General features: G+C 58.3%; 18 protein-coding genes. 9 read left to right on the plus strand and 9 right to left on the minus strand.

Translation table 11 applies throughout. The features are described 5' to 3' along the window. Positions 1-16: 16 nt before the first annotated feature. A complete protein-coding gene (locus KHO07_RS07125) occupies positions 17-883 on the plus strand; it encodes a carboxylate/amino acid/amine transporter (RefSeq protein WP_150734966.1) in 867 nt (288 codons plus the stop codon). A 55-nt stretch (positions 884-938) separates the two neighbouring features. On the opposite strand, the gene KHO07_RS07130 is transcribed toward KHO07_RS07125, so the two are convergent. After that, entirely contained in the window at positions 939-1,826 is an 888-nt protein-coding gene (locus KHO07_RS07130; RefSeq protein ID WP_212626790.1) for a LysR family transcriptional regulator, read from the minus strand. Between the two features lie 159 nt (positions 1,827-1,985). Between KHO07_RS07130 and KHO07_RS07135 the strand changes: the two genes are divergently transcribed. Further along, entirely contained in the window at positions 1,986-2,630 is a 645-nt protein-coding gene (locus KHO07_RS07135; RefSeq protein WP_150734964.1) for a hydrolase, read from the plus strand. Between the two features lie 169 nt (positions 2,631-2,799). On the opposite strand, the gene KHO07_RS07140 is transcribed toward KHO07_RS07135, so the two are convergent. Beyond that, positions 2,800-4,098, minus strand: a complete 1,299-nt coding sequence (locus KHO07_RS07140; protein ID WP_150734963.1) for a mechanosensitive ion channel family protein — start codon at positions 4,096-4,098, stop codon at positions 2,800-2,802. Between the two features lie 192 nt (positions 4,099-4,290). On the opposite strand from KHO07_RS07140, the gene KHO07_RS07145 reads away from it, so the two are divergent. After that, positions 4,291-5,631, plus strand: coding sequence for a DEAD/DEAH box helicase (locus tag KHO07_RS07145; protein WP_150734962.1), 1,341 nt, complete (start codon positions 4,291-4,293; stop codon positions 5,629-5,631). A 69-nt stretch (positions 5,632-5,700) separates the two neighbouring features. Here the strand turns inward: KHO07_RS07145 and KHO07_RS07150 are convergent, their stop codons facing one another. After that, complete coding sequence (locus tag KHO07_RS07150; protein ID WP_150734961.1) at positions 5,701-5,976, minus strand: hypothetical protein; 276 nt, start codon at positions 5,974-5,976, stop codon at positions 5,701-5,703. A gap of 75 nt (positions 5,977-6,051) precedes the next feature. Then, on the minus strand, positions 6,052-6,786 hold the full coding sequence (locus KHO07_RS07155; protein WP_212626791.1) for a thioredoxin family protein: 735 nt from the start codon (positions 6,784-6,786) through the stop codon (positions 6,052-6,054). A 173-nt stretch (positions 6,787-6,959) separates the two neighbouring features. On the opposite strand from KHO07_RS07155, the gene KHO07_RS07160 reads away from it, so the two are divergent. Further along, the gene (locus KHO07_RS07160) at positions 6,960-7,349 is read left to right on the plus strand and encodes a transcriptional regulator (RefSeq protein WP_150734959.1); all 390 of its coding nucleotides are present in this window, start codon (positions 6,960-6,962) and stop codon (positions 7,347-7,349) included. An 82-nt stretch (positions 7,350-7,431) separates the two neighbouring features. Here KHO07_RS07160 and KHO07_RS07165 read toward each other — a convergent pair whose 3' ends face one another. The 3 genes from KHO07_RS07165 to KHO07_RS07175 form a co-directional block, all read right to left on the minus strand. Continuing rightward, entirely contained in the window at positions 7,432-8,301 is an 870-nt protein-coding gene (locus KHO07_RS07165) for a DUF6279 family lipoprotein (RefSeq protein ID WP_212626792.1), read from the minus strand. 77 nt (positions 8,302-8,378) lie between these two features. After that, a complete protein-coding gene (locus tag KHO07_RS07170) occupies positions 8,379-9,101 on the minus strand; it encodes a TorF family putative porin (RefSeq protein WP_212626793.1) in 723 nt (240 codons plus the stop codon). A gap of 207 nt (positions 9,102-9,308) precedes the next feature. Next, complete coding sequence (locus KHO07_RS07175; RefSeq protein ID WP_172668627.1) at positions 9,309-9,497, minus strand: hypothetical protein; 189 nt, start codon at positions 9,495-9,497, stop codon at positions 9,309-9,311. A gap of 349 nt (positions 9,498-9,846) precedes the next feature. On the opposite strand from KHO07_RS07175, the gene KHO07_RS07180 reads away from it, so the two are divergent. The 5 genes from KHO07_RS07180 (at position 9,847) to KHO07_RS29355 (ending at position 14,836) form a co-directional block, all read left to right on the plus strand. Beyond that, entirely contained in the window at positions 9,847-10,683 is an 837-nt protein-coding gene (locus tag KHO07_RS07180) for a S1-like domain-containing RNA-binding protein (protein ID WP_212626794.1), read from the plus strand. Positions 10,684-11,038: 355 nt separating this feature from the next. Then, positions 11,039-12,484, plus strand: a complete 1,446-nt coding sequence (locus KHO07_RS07185; protein WP_150734955.1) for an NCS1 family nucleobase:cation symporter-1 — start codon at positions 11,039-11,041, stop codon at positions 12,482-12,484. A gap of 165 nt (positions 12,485-12,649) precedes the next feature. Beyond that, complete coding sequence (locus tag KHO07_RS07190; RefSeq protein ID WP_212626795.1) at positions 12,650-13,582, plus strand: DMT family transporter; 933 nt, start codon at positions 12,650-12,652, stop codon at positions 13,580-13,582. Positions 13,583-13,674: 92 nt separating this feature from the next. Further along, complete coding sequence (locus KHO07_RS07195; RefSeq protein WP_212626796.1) at positions 13,675-14,568, plus strand: LysR family transcriptional regulator; 894 nt, start codon at positions 13,675-13,677, stop codon at positions 14,566-14,568. A 139-nt stretch (positions 14,569-14,707) separates the two neighbouring features. Next, the gene (locus KHO07_RS29355) at positions 14,708-14,836 is read left to right on the plus strand and encodes a PA1414 family protein (RefSeq protein WP_007914492.1); all 129 of its coding nucleotides are present in this window, start codon (positions 14,708-14,710) and stop codon (positions 14,834-14,836) included. A gap of 138 nt (positions 14,837-14,974) precedes the next feature. Here KHO07_RS29355 and KHO07_RS07200 read toward each other — a convergent pair whose 3' ends face one another. Next, positions 14,975-15,226: an acyl carrier protein gene (locus KHO07_RS07200; protein ID WP_212626797.1), complete on the minus strand. Its 252-nt coding sequence runs from the start codon at positions 15,224-15,226 to the stop codon at positions 14,975-14,977. A gap of 195 nt (positions 15,227-15,421) precedes the next feature. After that, a complete protein-coding gene (locus KHO07_RS07205; RefSeq protein ID WP_150734952.1) occupies positions 15,422-16,801 on the minus strand; it encodes a sodium:solute symporter in 1,380 nt (459 codons plus the stop codon). Positions 16,802-16,837: the final 36 nt, after the last annotated feature.

Here is a 16,837-nt window from a genome sequence, read left to right on the forward strand (position 1 = left end):
TCAAAACGAGGCGAGCATGGGCTATCTACTTTTTGTCACGCTGATCCAGGCGTTTTCCTTCAGTTTGATCGGCGAATACCTGGCCGGTCATGTCGACAGTTACTTCGCGGTGCTGGTACGCGTGCTGCTGGCGGGGCTGGTGTTCATTCCGCTGACGCGCTGGCGCTCGGTCGAGCCGGCGTTCATGCGCGGCATGTTGCTGATCGGCGCGCTGCAGTTCGGGGTGACGTACGTCTGCCTGTACCTGAGCTTTCGCGTGTTGACGGTACCGGAAGTGCTGCTATTTACCATTCTCACGCCGTTGCACGTGACTCTGATCGAAGATGCGCTGAACCGTCGCTTCAATCCCTGGGCGCTGGTCGCTGCACTGGTGGCGGTGGCGGGCGCGGCGGTGATTCGTTTCGACCGGATCAATCCGGATTTCTTCATGGGCTTCCTGCTGCTGCAATTGGCCAACTTCACCTATGCCGCCGGGCAGGTGCTCTATAAGCATCTGGTTGCGCGACACCCCAGTGATCTGCCGCATTACCGGCGCTTCGGTTACTTCTACCTCGGGGCCCTGGCGGTGGCATTGCCCGCATTTCTGCTGTTCGGCAAACAGAACTTCTGGCCAGAGGCACCGCTGCAATGGGGCGTGCTGTTGTTCCTCGGCCTTGTTTCGACCGCATTGGGCCTGTACTGGTGGAACAAAGGTGCTTGCCTGGTCAATGGCGGGACGCTGGCGGTGATGAACAACCTGCATGTGCCGGTGGGGTTGCTGATCAATCTGCTGATCTGGAATCAGCATGAGGAGCTGGGAAGGTTGCTGCTCGGTGGCAGCGTGATTCTGATGGCGGTGTGGATCAGCCGATTGGGTATACGCAAGCCATTGGCCGTTCACTAAAACTTGCAGGAGCGAGCTTGCTCGCTCCTGCAGGAAATCGGGTGATTTCAAAAAATCACTTTGGCGCCAGCTGTTCCAGTAGAAATTCAATAAACGCCCGGGTCTTCTGCGGCACCCGCCGCGCTGACGAATACACCGCATTAATGGTGATCGCCGGAGCCTGCCATTCGCACAGCACCGGGACCAGTCGCCCGGCCGCCAGCGCATCCTCGACGATGAAGTCGGGCAGCAGGGCGATGCCCATGCCGGCTTCGGCGGCCTGGGCGAGCAGGTCGCCGTTGTTGGCGTGCAGGGGGCCGGTGACGTTCACCCGCTGGGTTTCCTTGCCATTGCACAGTTGCAGGCTGACACCGCTCTGCAGATACCCGTAGTTCAGACATTGATGGGCGCGCAGCTCTTGCGGAGTCCGCGGCGTGCCCGCGCGCTGGAGATAAGCCGGGGACGCCACCATGATGCGCGGTGCGGGCGCCAGTTGCCGGGCGATCATCGTCGAGTCGGGCATGCTGGCGATGCGGATGGTCACGTCGAACCCACCCCGCACGGGATCGACCTGCTGGTCGCTGAGCACCAGTTGCAGCTCAATGTTCGGGTGCTGTTCATGAAACAGTGGAATCAACGGCCCCAGCCGGCGAAGACCAAACGACATCGGCGCATTGACCCGCAACACACCGCGTAACTCGCCGATACCGTCACGGGCGCGTTGCTCGGCTTCGTCCAGTGCCGCCAACACTTCACGTGCTGCGTCGAAATACTCGGCCCCGGCTTCGGTCAGGTGCAGGCTGCGGGTAGTGCGTTGCAGCAATTGCACACCGATGGCTTCTTCCAGTGCCTGAATCTGTTTACTGACTTTCGAGCGCGGCACGTCCATGGCCCGGGCGGCTGCGGCGAAACCGTTCTCGCCCACCGTGACGACGAAGGCGCGCATGCATTCGATGCGGTCCATATTGTCCCTATTTTAGAATCAATGATTCTCCATTTTAGGTAATTGTCCCTTTTATCGCCAGCCCCTAAAGTGACATCCAAGCCGACAACAACGCCGCTGAAGGCAAGGGTCGACTCAGCCCACACCCATTCGAAGTATCGACATCAAAAGGAACGCGCCATGTCTATTCGTGAACTGCTCAACCCAACCAACTCCGCCCTGATCCTGATCGACCACCAGCCGCAAATGGCGTTCGGCGTTCAGTCCATCGACCGCCAGACCTTGAAGAACAACACCGTGGGCCTGGCCAAGGCGGCGAAGATTTTTAACGTGCCGACGATCTACACCTCTGTCGAAACCGAAAGCTTCAGCGGTTACATCTGGCCCGAGTTGCTGGCTGTGCACCCGGATCAACAGCCGATCGAGCGCACTTCGATGAACTCCTGGGAAGACAAGGCATTGGTCGACGCGGTGAAGGCCACCGGTCGCAAGAAACTGATCATTGCCGCGCTGTGGACCGAGGTCTGCCTGACGTTCCCGGCACTGGAAGCTTTGGCTGAAGGCTACGAGGTGTACATCGTCACCGACGCCTCCGGCGGCACCACCAAGGAAGCACACGACATGTCGGTGCAACGAATGATTCAGGCCGGCGCGGTGCCGGTGACCTGGCAGCAAGTGCTGCTCGAATACCAGCGTGACTGGGCGCACAAGGACACTTACGAGGCGGTGATGGAGCTGGTGCTGGAGCACAGCGGCGCATATGGCATGGGCGTGGATTACGCCTACACCATGGTGCACAAGGCACCGCAGCGGCAGGTCAAGTAACCTGCAAACTTTGAAATGAATGTACCTGAGTGGAAGCGAGCTCTCGTGGCGAGGGAGCTTGCTCCCGCTCGGCTGCGCAGCAGACGTAGAACCAGCCGATTATGGGACTGCGTCGCTGGCCAGCGGGAGCCACCTCCCTCGCCACACAAACCCCACAGTTTTTGCGGGGTTACATCAAACGCTTTTCGGATTCGGGAATATGGCTCGCGCCGAGCATCGCCGGCAGCAGCCCGGCACGTAAATCCCCGCCACTGGGCTGCTGATACAGGCTCAAGCCAAACTCCGGCAACACCGCCAGCAAGTAATCAAAAATATCCCCCTGAATCCGCTCGTAATCAGCCCACGCCGTGGTGCGGGTGAAACAATAGATTTCCAGTGGAATGCCCTGCGCGGTGGTTTGCATCTGCCGGACCATGCAGGTCATGTTCGGCTGGATCTCCGCGTGGCTTTTCAGGTAAGCCAGTGCATAGGCGCGAAACGTGCCGATGTTGGTCATGCGCCGACGGTTGGCCGACATGGCGGCGACGTTACCCTGGGCTTCGTTCCAGGCCTTGAGTTCGGCTTGCTTGCGAGACATGTAGTCGGTCAGCAGATGAACCTGCGTCAGTTTCTGCTCTTCTTCATCGCGTAAAAAACGCACGCCGCTGGCGTCGATGAACAGACTGCGCTTGATCCGGCGACCACCGGAGGCCTGCATGCCGCGCCAGTTCTTGAACGACTCGGACATCAGGCGCCAGGTCGGGATCGAGACGATGGTCTTATCAAAGTTTTGCACCTTGACCGTATGCAGCGTGATGTCCACCACATCGCCATCGGCGCCGACCTGTGGCATTTCGATCCAGTCGCCGACTCGCAGCATGTCGTTGCTGGTCAATTGCACACTGGCGACGAACGACAGCAGGGTGTCCTTGTAGACCAACAGAATCACCGCCGACATGGCGCCCAGACCCGACAGCAGCAACAGCGGCGAGCGGTCGATCAGCGTGGCGACGATGATGATCGCGCCAAACACGTACAAGACCATTTTCGTCAGTTGCACATAGCCCTTGATCGAGCGCGTGCGGGCATGTTCGGTGCGGGCGTAGATGTCCAGCAGTGCATTGAGCAGGGCGGTGACGGACAGCAGCAGGAACAGGATGGTGAACGCCAATGCAACGTTGCCGAGGAACACCATTGCGGTTTTGCTCAGCTCCGGCACCAGGTGCAGGCCGAACTGGATTACCAGTGAAGGTGTCATTTGCGCCAGGCGTTGAAATACCTTGTTGTGGCGCAGGTCGTTGACCCAGTGCAGGGCGGGCTGACGGCCGAGCATTCGGCTGGCGTGCAGGATCAGGTAGCGCGCCACTCGTCCGAGCAGCAGCGCAATGATCAGCAACACCATCAGCGCCAGGCTGGCATGCAGGAGCGGATGTTGGTCGAGAGTGCCCCAAAGGTCTTGGGCATTGAGCCAGAGCTGTTTGATATCCATGTGCAAAAACGATTCTTCTATGAGACGCGACGGGCGATTAGAGCATTTAAGACGCTTTGTATTACGTTCGGGGACAAATCAGGCAACAAAAAAGCCACTGTTTACGGTCGATTGCATAAAGAAACTCGGCCTGAGCGCTCGAAACCGGTACCCTATGCAGCTGTTTTTTTGCATTTCTTCGAGGTAGCACCCGTGTTTTCCGAATTCGCCTTGCACGAACGCCTGCTTAAAGCCGTGGCCGAGCTTAAATTTGTCGAGCCAACGCCCGTGCAAGCAGCGGCCATTCCGCTGGCGCTCCAAGGGCGTGACCTGCGGGTGACAGCGCAAACCGGTAGCGGCAAGACCGCTGCATTCGTCTTGCCGATCCTCAATCGCCTGATCGGCCCGGCCAAAGTCCGCGTCAGCATCAAGACCCTGATCCTGCTGCCGACCCGTGAACTGGCCCAGCAGACCCTGAAAGAGGTTGAACGCTTCTCGCAGTTCACCTTCATCAAGTCCGGCCTGATCACCGGCGGTGAAGACTTCAAGGTCCAGGCTGCCATGCTGCGCAAGGTGCCGGACATCCTGATCGGTACGCCGGGCCGGATGATCGAGCAACTGAACGCTGGCAACCTCGACTTGAAAGAAGTAGAAGTGCTGGTGCTCGACGAAGCCGACCGTATGCTTGACATGGGCTTCGCCGACGATGTGCAGCGTCTGGTCGACGAATGCACCAACCGTCAGCAGACCATGCTGTTCTCCGCCACCACCGGGGGTTCCGGCCTGCGTGAGATGATCGCCAAGGTCCTGAATAACCCTGAGCACTTGCAGCTCAACGCGGTCAGCCAGCTGAACGAAACCACCCGTCAGCAAATCATCACCGCTGACCACAACCAGCACAAAGAACAAATCGTTAACTGGCTGTTGGCCAACGAGACCTACCAGAAGGCTATCGTGTTCACCAACACCCGGGCCATGGCCGACCGCATCTACGGTCGTCTGGTGGCGCAGGAATACAAAGCGTTCGTGCTGCACGGCGAGAAAGACCAGAAGGATCGCAAACTGGCGATCGATCGCCTGAAGCAGGGCGGGGTGAAAATCCTCGTGGCCACCGACGTCGCCGCTCGCGGCCTGGACGTGGACGGCCTGGACCTGGTGATCAACTTCGACATGCCGCGCAGCGGCGACGAATACGTACACCGTATCGGTCGTACCGGTCGCGCCGGCAACGATGGCCTGGCCATCTCGCTGATCTGCCACGGCGACTGGAACCTGATGTCGAGCATCGAGCGCTACCTCAAGCAGAGCTTCGAGCGTCGTACCATCAAGGAAGTCAAAGGCACCTACGGCGGACCGAAAAAGGTCAAGGCTTCGGGCAAGGCCGTCGGCGTGAAGAAGAAAAAGACCGACGCCAAGGGCGACAAGAAAAAAGTCGCCGCCAAGACCCCGACCAAGCGCAAGAGCGCCAATCGGCCGAAAAGCGATTCGCTGGTGAGCAAGGACGGCATGGCCCCGCTCAAGCGCCGCAAGCCGGAAGCGCCGGCGGCTGAATAAGTCGTTTAAGCCCGCCCATGAAAAACCCGGACAATGTCCGGGTTTTTTTTTAGATCAAAAGATCATGTCTTAACTCTCGGCTTTCTTTTCCGCCGATCCCAACTCCTTCAGACGCTGATCAATCAACTGGCACTTGTCCGGCAGATCCTTGGCAGCAGTCCCCAGATCCATCTTCTGCAACTCATCGTTGATCTCCTTTGCCTTGGCCGGATTTTGTTCGGTGAGTTTGGTGACTTCCTTGGCCAATTGTTCGCGCTTGGCCGTGGCCTCTTCGGGGGTACAAGCCCAGGCGGGCAGGGCGCAAGCGAGGCTGGCGGCGAGAGTGAGTTTGAGCAGGGTTTTCATAGGTCAGGCCTCAGTTCCGGGTAAGGCGGGTTAACCGGTTGAGGCCTGAAAGATGAAAAAAGTTCAGGCGCATTGTCACCCGCTGTGGCAGCAACTGGCCGGGGCAGTGTCGCCATACTTGTCGTGATGTTTCACCCACTCCATGATCTCCTCTTCATTTCGCCCCTTGGGCGTCAAATCAAGGTAGTGGTAGGCACCTACCAACATGTCCAGGCCTCGGGCATAGGTTGAGTAGGTGTGAAAAATTTCGCCGGCGTCGTTGCGATAAAACACGCTGAGACCTGGGAGTTCTTCCTCGGAACCGTCAGTTTTTTCGTAATTGTAAGTCGCGTTTCCGGCGGCGACGTCTTCGGCTCTGGCCGAGACGCCAAAGTCGTAGTTGAAATCGCAACCTTCTGACGAAACCCAATCAAACTTCCAGCCCATGCGTCGCTTGAACGCCTGAAATTCGGCGAACGGTGCGTGGGACACCGCCACCACGGCCACGTCATGGTGGGCCAGGTGCTGGTTGGCGCCGTCGATGTGGTCGCTGAGGAACGAGCAGCCGGGACAACCCTCGTCCCAGCCGTCGGCAAACATGAAGTGGTAAATGACTAACTGGCTGTGGTCGCCAAACAGGTCAACGAGCTTCAGTTCGCCATTGGGGCCCTGAAAGTGGTAGTCCTTGTCGATTTTCACCCAAGGCAACGCGCGGCGTTCGGCGCTGAGTTTGTCTCGTTCGCGGGTGAAGGCTTTTTCGTGGGCCAGATGCTGTTTGCGAGCGGCGAGCCATTCTTCCCGGGACACGACGGGATGATTCTGGACGTTCATGATGATTTCTCCTGCGTGGGGCTGGGAGGTGACTTACACAGCCTAGTCGTTCGGCTGGCCTGGAATTCGACATGCCGCCGGTCGGTCGCGGCAAAAAAATCGTGTGAACGGCCGTCAGGCTTACCGGTCACAACCTATGAAGGCCCCCACTCTCGGGCACCGGAGGTTGCAGGATGACGACTTACAACTGGGATTTGATTGAACGCCTGTTGCACGAAGTGCAGCGCGGTGAAGCCAGCTTTACCCCACGGCCCTATGCCGAGCAGTACGCGGCGGAAAAAGCGTCGGAAGGTGAGCAGACGGAGAACCTCGACCATCTGAAAGCGGTGGCGGGGGAGTACGAAAAGTTACTGCTGGAGCGGGGCTACATCGAGTCTCGGCCGGAGGAGCAGGGCGGTACCGGTTCCAATTACATCCTGACGCCCCGAGGTTCTAGCCTATTGAGCCTGATCGACAGCAGCATTCCGGGCAATGACCATCCGCGGCAGGTACTGGACGAGCAAGAAGATGCGCTGGATGAGCTGACGTTCGACGAAGTGGCTTCAAAGGCGCAGATTGCCTGAACAAAAGATCGCGGCTTGCGTCCGCTCCTACAGAATCACTCGACCCTGTAAGAGCTGCCGCAGGCTGACATCTTCTTTTGATCTAACCCCGCTTCACCGCTTTCAGGCATTTCAAATCACTGAAATCCTTCTTCACCCCTTCAATCTTTGTCTGCAAACGCTGACGTTGTTCCGGTGTGCTTTCTACCATCAGGTCAACGAACAACGAACGCGCTTGTGCCTCGGTTTTGGCGAAGGCCTGACGATATTCCGGTGTCCATAAACGCTCTCGATCGACCAGAAGCGTCTCGATTCGCTGTGGGAATTCCGGACTCTGGCGTTGGGCCACCGCTGCGCTGAACTGCTTTTGCCAATGAACGCGGTTGGCGATCCATTGCGTATTCTGGTCGCCCAAGGCTTTTGACCAGGCCGCTACCCGCTGACGTTGGGTCGGACTAAGCGGGCCGAGCCAGTCATTCAGGCGCTTTTCCATGCGGTTGCCACGTTCCTTGATCTGCTGATCGAGAGACGGTTTGAGGTATTGCTCCTCACGCTTGCGCTGGTCCTTGGCGAACGCTTCGTTCATTTCCGCGACCTGTCTATCATCCAGACCTTGCAGCAACTCCACGGCTGACGGAGTGATCTCCCGCGCGGTTTCGGCGATTGCCTGCCTGGCTTCGGTCGCACGGGCCTGCAGCGCGGCATCGGTGACCTGATTGCTGGCGACCATGCTTTGCAAACGGTCGAGCCAATCGAGATAGCCGGGCATTTGCGTGGTGCAGTGCCAGCTCAAGTGTTCCTTGAGACGTTCGTTGAACCAGCCTTTTTGCTCGCCGTTCATGTCCAGGTAGTCGCCGAGCGTCCAGGGAATGATTACGTCGAGGTTGCGATAGGCCAGGCCCATGCGGCTGCACGCGCCGAGGGTGAGGCTGAACATGAGCACAAAAGTGATGTATTTCAACCAGCGAGACATGGGCGAATCCTTGCGAAAGCCTGGCTTCGAGATCTGATTCTCATGTGAACGCAAGATGAGGCCGGCAGTTCAGCCAATCAATAGAAGCTGCGTTCGGCCCTGAGGGTGACGAGTCCGTCACATTGGCTGTTGTGCCCTGAATAGGCCGAACAATAGCTGCCGCTGAGGCTGGAGTCGCTGTAGATCAGGTTAAGGTCGATGCCCATGAAAGGGCGGGACAGTTTCACCGACCAATCGGTGAAACTGCCTACGTAGCCACCGTCCACCGCCACCGGCGCATTTAACTGGTGGGTGGTGTACTTCATGCTGATCCCGATGCCGAAAGGCTGATTGCCGCGGAGGTCGGCGAACAGGGTGCTGTTCTGTTTATCCGGGTCGTTGCTCAAGGCGACGCCGAAACGACTGCCCAGCAAGGTCAAACCACCAAACAGTTCCTGACTGTCGAGGGTGTCCACTTCGGGGTAGCTGTAGTGAATGATCCCCACCTCGTAACCCAAGGTTTGATCGAAAGGTTGTTTAAAACCTGCGTAGGAATCGATTTCGAGGTTCTTCCCCGGGGTGATTCCCATGCTGGGTGACCACTGGCCGAAGTAGAAACCGCTGTCGTGCGTCAGGTCCAGGCCACCATGGAACGAACCGTCGGCGGAGGGTTTGACCAGGCCTTGGGCCATGCTGCGACTGGGGCTGGTGCCGAGTTTCAGATCGAAATCCCCCAGCTCGCGCTGGAACACTTGCCCATGGGCGAAGGGGCAAGCCAACAGGCCGCCGAGCAGTAGCGATAAACAGGAGGATTTGAGCATGCGTCACTCCATGAACAGCGAGTGCGGGCGGTTTGGCCTGCTGAAACGCTTGATCTAGACGCGTGCAAGCATACCGGCGAATGACCGGTATTGAGGGCCGTTCGTCGAATTTTGAGATATTGGAGGTGTACGGGGGAGGGGGCTGCAGGGTTCCAGTCCAGGCGCTTCGAAGCTCAAAGCGCCCAGGGACCAGGTGACGCGTGGTGTTTACTTCTTGCCCAGCGTGATCTGCTTGGACGGGCCGAACGTCTGGCCGCTGACGCCTTTGGCAATTTGCTGGATTTCACCGCCGGATTTGAGGAATGCAGCGATCTGGCTGTTGATCGACTCGCTGGTTTCGACGGCTGGAGCTGGCTTTGCTTTGCTGTTAGATGCTTTTACGCGCATGGCGGCCATTAACCTGTAGAAAATTAACTTGGCCAGGCATCGTACAGGAAATACCCGCAATTTGCTTGGTAAATATCCTGTGCGGGATTCGGCGCAGGAGCAAGATAAAGTGCCGGTTATTGTTAGTATATTTCCCGTAAGTCGCTGTTTTAAATAAAAACAGGTCTCTGGAAAAGCGCTTTATGCACTGCGCGGGCAGGCGCGAAAGTCGACGGTTCGGTCAGACGAGCGGCCGGTTGTCAGCGTAAAACCCGGAAAAATTAAGGCCTGCGCAGGTTTTTCTCCTGCGGCCGGACCGGGCACCGAACGCGGCCCGCAAAACCGGGTAGAATGCCGCCACGTAATGAGGGTATTGGACATGGCTTTAGTCGGGCGTTACAACAGTTTGCAAGTGGTTAAACACACCAACTTCGGTTTATATCTGGACGGTGGCGCGGACGGCGAGATTCTTTTGCCGAACCGTTATATTCCAAAAGATATTCCAAGCGAAGATGAAGACTGGCTCAACGTATTTGTATATTTGGACAGCGATGACAAACTCATCGCAACTACTGAAAAGCCGAAAGTTCAAGTCGGTGAATTTGCCAGTTTGAAAGTTGTTGAAGTCAACAGCATCGGTGTGTTCCTGGATTGGGGCCTGCCGAAGGATCTGTTGCTGCCGTATTCGGAAGAGAAACGCCAGATGACGGCGGGTGAATATGTCGTGGTGCATGTCTACCTCGACAAACACACCCGCCGTATTACCGCGACGGCGCGTCTGGACCGCTACCTGGACAAGACGCCGGCCAATTACACGCCGGGCCAGGAAGTTGATCTGCTGGTTGCCGAAGCCACCGATATGGGCTTCAAGGCAATCATCAACAACAAGCACTGGGGCCTGATCCACAAGAACGAAATATTCAAGTTCATGCGCGCCGGGAAAGAAGAGAAGGGCTTCATCAAGGAAGTTCGTACCGACGGCAAGATCAGTCTGAGCCTGCAACCGGTCGGTCAGGAAGCGGCCACCAGCCTGAACTCGAAGATCCTCGCCAAGTTGCGCGAAAACAACGGCACTCTGCCGGTCAGCGACAAGAGCGACCCGACTGTCATCAGCAGCATGTTCGGGGTCAGTAAGGGCAACTTCAAGAAAGCTATCGGTGCGTTGTACAAGAATGGCCAGATTGTCATTCATGCCGATCGCATTGAACTGAGCTGATTTTGCAGTACAGCCAGCACACCTGAGTGCTGGCGCCGCTCCCACGAATTTGCTCAGCACCAGCCGGGAAAATCTGGGAGCGAGCCTGCTCGATTGATTGCGCAGCAATCACTCATCCTCCATGTATACAAAAACTGTGCACCGTTTATAAGCGCGGATGCCCTGTGGGTGGGCACAAACCTTCGGCGATGCTCTCCGCTTTACCCTCGTTAAATCACCCGAAAGCCCCGATCCGTCACACCTTTCCTGCATATGGCACGCATTCTGCGTAGCGGCTCGTATACAAACCATGCCGACTCCCGTACGCAGTGTGCTTGCCACCTCAATTTCGGGAGCGCTTTCGAGGAGCTCCGCAATGACCGAGCAATTGCCCAGCGGCTACAGCCCGCGCTTGTATAACCAGGACCTGGGACCGCTGCCGCAGAAATGGAATTGGTACAACATCTTTGCGTTCTGGATGAGCGACGTGCACAGCGTTGGCGGCTATGTGTTTGCGGCCAGCCTGTTTGCGCTGGGGCTGGCCAGTTGGCAGGTGTTGATCGCGTTGCTCGGCGGGATCTGCATTGTGCAGTTGATCGCCAATCTGGTGGCCCGACCCAGTCAGCAAGCGGCAGTGCCCTATCCGGTGATCTGTCGATTGGCTTTCGGCGTGTTCGGGGCGAATATTCCGGCGGTTATTCGCGGGCTGATTGCCGTGGCCTGGTACGGCATTCAGACGTACCTGGCGTCCAGTGCGCTGATCATCGTGGTATTGCGCTTCTTCCCTTCGATGGCTGCCTACGCCGAACCGCACTTTGCCGGTTTGTCCTACCTCGGCTGGTTCGGATTCCTCAGCCTGTGGTTTGTTCAGGCGCTGGTGTTCTGGGCCGGGATGGAGTCGATCCGTCGCTTCATCGACTGGGCCGGGCCGGTGGTGTACGGGGTCATGTTCATGCTGGCGGGGTGGATTGTCTGGCAGGCCGGTTGGAGCAACATCAGTTTCACCCTCGCGGAAAAATCCTTGTCGGGTTGGGAAGCCTTCGGACAAGTGATCGTGGCCATGGCCCTGGTGGTGTCGTACTTTTCCGGTCCGACCCTGAATTTCGGTGATTTCAGTCGTTACTGCCGGAGTATGAAAGACGTGCGTCGCGGCAACTTCTGGGGCCTGCCGGTAAATTTTCTGGCGTTCTCCCTGGTGACCGTGGTGATTGTTTCCGGGACCTTGCCGGTGTTCGGTGAGATGCTTCACGACCCCATCGCCACCGTGGCGCGCATCGACAACAGTGTGGCCGTGTTGCTCGGCGCATTCGCCTTTGTCACCGCGACCATCGGCATTAACATCGTTGCCAACTTCGTTTCCCCGGCCTTCGATTTCGCCAACGTCGCCCCGAGCAAAATCAGCTGGCGCGCAGGCGGCATGATCGCGGCAGTGGCGTCGATCTTCATTACGCCATGGAACCTGTTCAACAACCCGGAAGTGATTCACTACACCCTCGATGTACTGGCGGCGTTCATCGGCCCTTTGTTCGGCATCCTGCTGGTGGATTACTACCTGATCAAAAAACAACAGATCGACGTCGATGCGCTGTTCAACGACGACCCGAGCGGGCGTTATTACTACAGCGGCGGAGTCAACTGGACGGCGGTCAAGGCGCTGGTTCCGGCCACGCTGATGGGGGTGGCGATTACCTTCACCCCGGTTCTGCAACCGATGGCCAACTTTGCCTGGTTCACCGGTTGTTTCCTCGGTGGCGTGCTGTTTTTCATTCTGGCCAAACGTGAACAAGCTCAGCAGCCCGTTGCGCTGGCCACGGCGGGATGACGCAACCCGCTACATAAAGGTCTGTGACAGGCGGCAATTTCTGGCCATCTGGTTAATAATCGACAGCATGAAAATTCGCCCCGGCAGCGCTTGGTCAATAAGCAGGCCGGGGCTTTGCTTTTACTGTCGAGCCACTGCCATGTTCTGTGTTGTCGAGGTTTCAAGGTGAGCGCCACCCGGCGCAGCGCCGATGGATTTGCCCTGCAAGTGATGGTGGGGTTGTGCCTGGTCTGGGGTGTCCAGCAGGTGATGATCAAGTGGGCAGCGCCCGACATTGCGCCGGTCATGCAGGCGGCGGCGCGGTCGGGCATTTCTGCATTGCTCGTGGGATTGTTGATTTGCTGGAAGGGTGGCTGGGACCAGGTCGGCGCTACGTGGCGAGGCGGGCTGTTGGCCGGTGCCTTGTTTGGCGTGGAGTTTTTCTTTATCTCCGAAGGCCTGCAACTGACCACGGCGGCGCACATGTCGGTGTTTCTCTATACCGCGCCGATTTTCACCGCGTTGGGCGTGCATTGGTTGTTGCCCAGTGAACGATTGAGACCGGTGCAATGGCTGGGGATTATCCTGGCGTTCATCGGGATCGGCATCGCGTTTGCCGGTGGGGTTTCCTGGGACAACCTCGACCGCCGCATGCTGCTCGGCGATGCCTTAGGCGTGCTGGCGGGGGCGGCTTGGGGCGCGACGACCGTGGTGGTGCGCGCTTCGCGGTTGTCGGAGGCGCCGGTGACGCTGACGTTGTTCTATCAGTTGATTGTCGGCTTCGTCGGCCTGGTATTGATCGCGCTGCTCAGCGGCCAGATCACCCATGTCAGCCTGACCACCGTGGCGGTGGCCAGCGTGCTGTTTCAAGGCGTTGTGGTGTCGTTCTTCAGTTATCTGATCTGGTTCTGGCTGTTGCGCCGGTATCTGGCGGCAAACCTGGCGGTGTTTTCGTTCATGACGCCGCTGTTCGGGGTCACGTTCGGCGTGTTGCTGTTGGGTGAAGAACTGAGCCTGAACTTTGTGATCGGCGCGGTACTGGTGTTGCTGGGCATCACCTTTGTCAGCGCTGAGCAGTGGGTTCGCCGCCGGTTGCGCAAAGTACTGGGGCAAAGCTGAGCAGGGCAGGTCGACGACCGTCAAGCCGGGAGTGATTGACTTTCTTTATCAAAGAACAATAGTGGGTGACTTGTTCTTATTTGGAGAAAGGTGTGGAATTCAGCCAATTGCGGATCTTCCAGGCGGTGGCGGAAGAAGGCTCCATCACCCGGGCCGCTGAACGCCTGCACCGGGTGCCATCCAACCTGTCGACACGGCTCAAGCAACTCGAAGAGCAACTTGGCGTTGAATTGTTCGTGCGCGAGCGTCAGCGGTTGCAGTTGTCGCCTGCGGGAAAAGTCCTGCTGGACTACACCGCCAAACTGTTCGCCTTGCACGATGAAGCCAACGCGGCGGTGCAGGGTGGGCAACCGGCTGGCGATTTCGTGCTCGGCACCATGTACAGCACCGCCGCCATTCACCTGCCGGCGTTGTTGGCGCGCTACCACCGGCGATATCCGGCGGTGAACCTGCAAGTGCAGTCCGGACCCAGCGGTGAACTGCTGGAAGGATTGCTCACCGGCCGCCTCGATGCGGCGCTGGTGGACGGGCCACCGGAGCTGGCAGTCATTGACGGCGTGCTGTTGTGCGAGGAGCGGCTGGTGCTGATCAGCGAGGCCGACCACCCGCCGGTGCTCAGCGCGCGGGACGTGGAAGGGCGTTCGGTGTTCACCTTTCGTCAGGGCTGCTCCTATCGGATGCGTCTGGAATCCTGGTTCTCCCACGATCACGCGGTCATGGGCCGGGCGATGGAAATCGAGTCCTACCCGGGGATGCTCGCGTGTGTGATTGCCGGCTCCGGCGTGGCGTTGATGTCGGAGTCGATGCTCGCCAGCCTGCCGGGCCGTGAAAGTGTCGCGGTGCATCCGTTACCCGAGCCGTTTGCCAGCGCCACCACCTGGCTGATGTGGCGCAAGGGCATGGTTGGGGCCAACCTGAACGCGTGGATCGAGGAACAGCAAGCGGTCTATCCGTCGGCGCAAAGCCAGGCCCGGGCGATTGCATGATTTAATGGTGTTCGATTGTGATCTATTCAGTAACAGATCATTGCCACTTTCGGCGAGCATTGCTCAGGACTTCGGACTATTATCAGTGCGAAGGGGCTACAGAATTTTGGCCGCTCGGCACTACCCTGAAGGGGGCATCATGAAAGAGAAAATCCAAAACTGGCTGCACGACCTGGGTGTCGCACTCGGTTTGATCGAACCGCCTCTGCAACCTGTGCCCATCCGTACAGATGACGAGCAGCGTCGACGCCAGCAGCGCCGTCGATAAGTCCATCAAGGGCTGAGAAGATCGCAGCCTTCGGCAGCGCCTACGGGTGCTGCACAGATGCTGCGATTGTCGGTGCATCTGCGGGCGCTGCCGCAGGCTGCGAGCCTGGCGGTCGAAAAGCTTACGCGGGGTGGCAGGTCAATGCCGCCCGATCTCCATCAAAAACCGACTCAAGTCATTTGCCGTCCTGGCGGTCTTGAGCATCCGGTCTTCTTCGGCGGTGAAGGCCGTCAAACCGAACTCGTCTTCCAGATGGAAGATCAGGTCCTCGATATCCGCTTTATCCAATCCCAATTGCACCAGACTGGCGTTGTCGTCGAAGTCATCCCGGCCTTCGAGCGAGCGGCTGATGAATCGATGCACGGCTTCACGTACGGCGGCTTTGTTCATGAGGGTTCTTCGAGGGCGAAGGTTTGTCTTCCCTGCTGACGGGTTCCTGCTATTGAGTACAGCAGGCTTCAGCCGGAAGACGTCGCCACTCGTCTTTCACGAGATGGATGGACGGCATTTTCTCCAGACGAAAAAAACGGGTGTGGCAACCGACGCCACACCCGTCGAAGAAAGCATCAAGTCGTTATGTTCAGATCAAACAGCGCTGGCCAGTGTCGCGGGGCGACGGGACATCAGGCTGACCAGCACGAAGCTCACCAGGCTGACACCGAGGCTGAAGTAGATCGGCGAGTTGGCGTCCATTCCGTCCTTGAACATGAAGATCAGGGCGGTAATAAAGCCCAACGCCATGGCGGTGATTGCTCCGGCCGTGGTGGCGCGCTTCCAGAAGATTGCACCCATGAGCGGGATCAACATGCCGCCTACCAGCAGATTGTAGGCCAGCGTCAGTGCGCTGATGACGTCATTGACTACCAGAGCGATACCCAGCACAACGATGCCGGTCAGCAGGGTGAACAGGCGGTTGGTGCTGATGTTTGACTCTTTGCCGCCGCGCAGTTTCGGCAACAGGTCTTCGGTCAGGGTCGTAGACGCTGCCAGCAAGCCGGCGCTGGCGGTGGACATCATGGCCGCCAGTGCAGCAGCGATCACCAGGCCCCGAATGCCGTCTGGCAGCGAGACTTTGACGATAGCGGCGAAAGCGTTGTTGACGTTGTCCAGGTCCGGGATCAGCACGTGAGCAGCCATGCCGATCAGTGCGCAAACCAGACCGTAGATGATGCAGTAGATACCGGCCGAAGTACCGGCGTACTTCGCCACTTTTTCGCTCTTGGCGGTGAATACCCGTTGCCAGATGTCCTGACCGATCAAAATGCCGAAAAAGTAGATCATGAAGTAGGTGATGATGGTGTCCCAGCCAATGCTGGTGAAGTTGAAGCTGGCGGCCGGCAGTTGCGCGACCAGTTGGTCCCAGCCCCCCACGCGGTATAGGCAGATCGGCAACAGCAGGAACATCAGGCCGACGGTCTGGATACCGAACTGCACGATATCGGTCAGGGTCAGCGACCACATGCCGCCGATGGTCGAATAGATGACGACGATCCCGCCACCCACCAGTATGGAGACCCAGAAAGGCAGATCGAACAGTACTTGCAATACGGTGCCGATGGCCAGGATCGAGACCACGCCGATCATCAGGGCGTAGGCCAGCATGATGGTCGCACTGGCGGTACGGGCCATTGGGTTATAGCGTTTTTCCAGCACCTGGGTGACGGTGAACACTTTCAGTTTGAGCAAGGGTTTGGCCAGGAACAGGTTCAGCGCGATGATCCCGCAACCCAGCGCGGCACAGAGCCAGAAACCGGAGATGCCGTGCACGTAGCCCAGACGCACGGTGCCCACAGTGGACGCGCCGCCGAGGACCGTGGCAGCCATGGTGCCCATGTACAGGGTCGGGCCGAGGTTTCGACCCGCAACCAGGTAGTCTTCATGGGTCTTGGCCTTGCGCATGCCGCAGTAGCCGAGTATCAGCATTGCGGCGGCGTAGATGAGTACGACGAATAAATCCAAAGCCATGATGGCGTGTCTCCGATTGTCTTTTTTATGTGAGGC

The organism is Pseudomonas sp. PP3, assembly GCF_905336995.1.
Classification (GTDB): Bacteria; Pseudomonadota; Gammaproteobacteria; order Pseudomonadales; family Pseudomonadaceae; genus Aquipseudomonas; species Aquipseudomonas reinekei.

Excerpts from the sequence above, each read along its gene's own strand:
- KHO07_RS07125 (WP_150734966.1), top strand. The coding sequence starts at position 17 with ATGGGCTATCTACTTTTTGTCACGCTGATCCAGGCGTTTTCCTTCAGT.
- KHO07_RS07160 (WP_150734959.1), top strand. The coding sequence starts at position 6,960 with ATGACGACTTACAACTGGGATTTGATTGAACGCCTGTTGCACGAAGTG.
- KHO07_RS07175 (WP_172668627.1), bottom strand. The coding sequence starts at position 9,497 with ATGGCCGCCATGCGCGTAAAAGCATCTAACAGCAAAGCAAAGCCAGCT.
- KHO07_RS07170 (WP_212626793.1), bottom strand. The coding sequence starts at position 9,101 with ATGCTCAAATCCTCCTGTTTATCGCTACTGCTCGGCGGCCTGTTGGCT.
- KHO07_RS07205 (WP_150734952.1), bottom strand. The coding sequence starts at position 16,801 with ATGGCTTTGGATTTATTCGTCGTACTCATCTACGCCGCCGCAATGCTG.
- KHO07_RS07185 (WP_150734955.1), top strand. The coding sequence starts at position 11,039 with ATGACCGAGCAATTGCCCAGCGGCTACAGCCCGCGCTTGTATAACCAG.
- KHO07_RS07165 (WP_212626792.1), bottom strand. The coding sequence starts at position 8,301 with ATGTCTCGCTGGTTGAAATACATCACTTTTGTGCTCATGTTCAGCCTC.
- KHO07_RS07140 (WP_150734963.1), bottom strand. The coding sequence starts at position 4,098 with ATGGATATCAAACAGCTCTGGCTCAATGCCCAAGACCTTTGGGGCACT.
- KHO07_RS07135 (WP_150734964.1), top strand. The coding sequence starts at position 1,986 with ATGTCTATTCGTGAACTGCTCAACCCAACCAACTCCGCCCTGATCCTG.
- KHO07_RS07200 (WP_212626797.1), bottom strand. The coding sequence starts at position 15,226 with ATGAACAAAGCCGCCGTACGTGAAGCCGTGCATCGATTCATCAGCCGC.
- KHO07_RS07150 (WP_150734961.1), bottom strand. The coding sequence starts at position 5,976 with ATGAAAACCCTGCTCAAACTCACTCTCGCCGCCAGCCTCGCTTGCGCC.
- KHO07_RS07155 (WP_212626791.1), bottom strand. The coding sequence starts at position 6,786 with ATGAACGTCCAGAATCATCCCGTCGTGTCCCGGGAAGAATGGCTCGCC.
- KHO07_RS07180 (WP_212626794.1), top strand. The coding sequence starts at position 9,847 with ATGGCTTTAGTCGGGCGTTACAACAGTTTGCAAGTGGTTAAACACACC.
- KHO07_RS29355 (WP_007914492.1), top strand. The coding sequence starts at position 14,708 with ATGAAAGAGAAAATCCAAAACTGGCTGCACGACCTGGGTGTCGCACTC.
- KHO07_RS07130 (WP_212626790.1), bottom strand. The coding sequence starts at position 1,826 with ATGGACCGCATCGAATGCATGCGCGCCTTCGTCGTCACGGTGGGCGAG.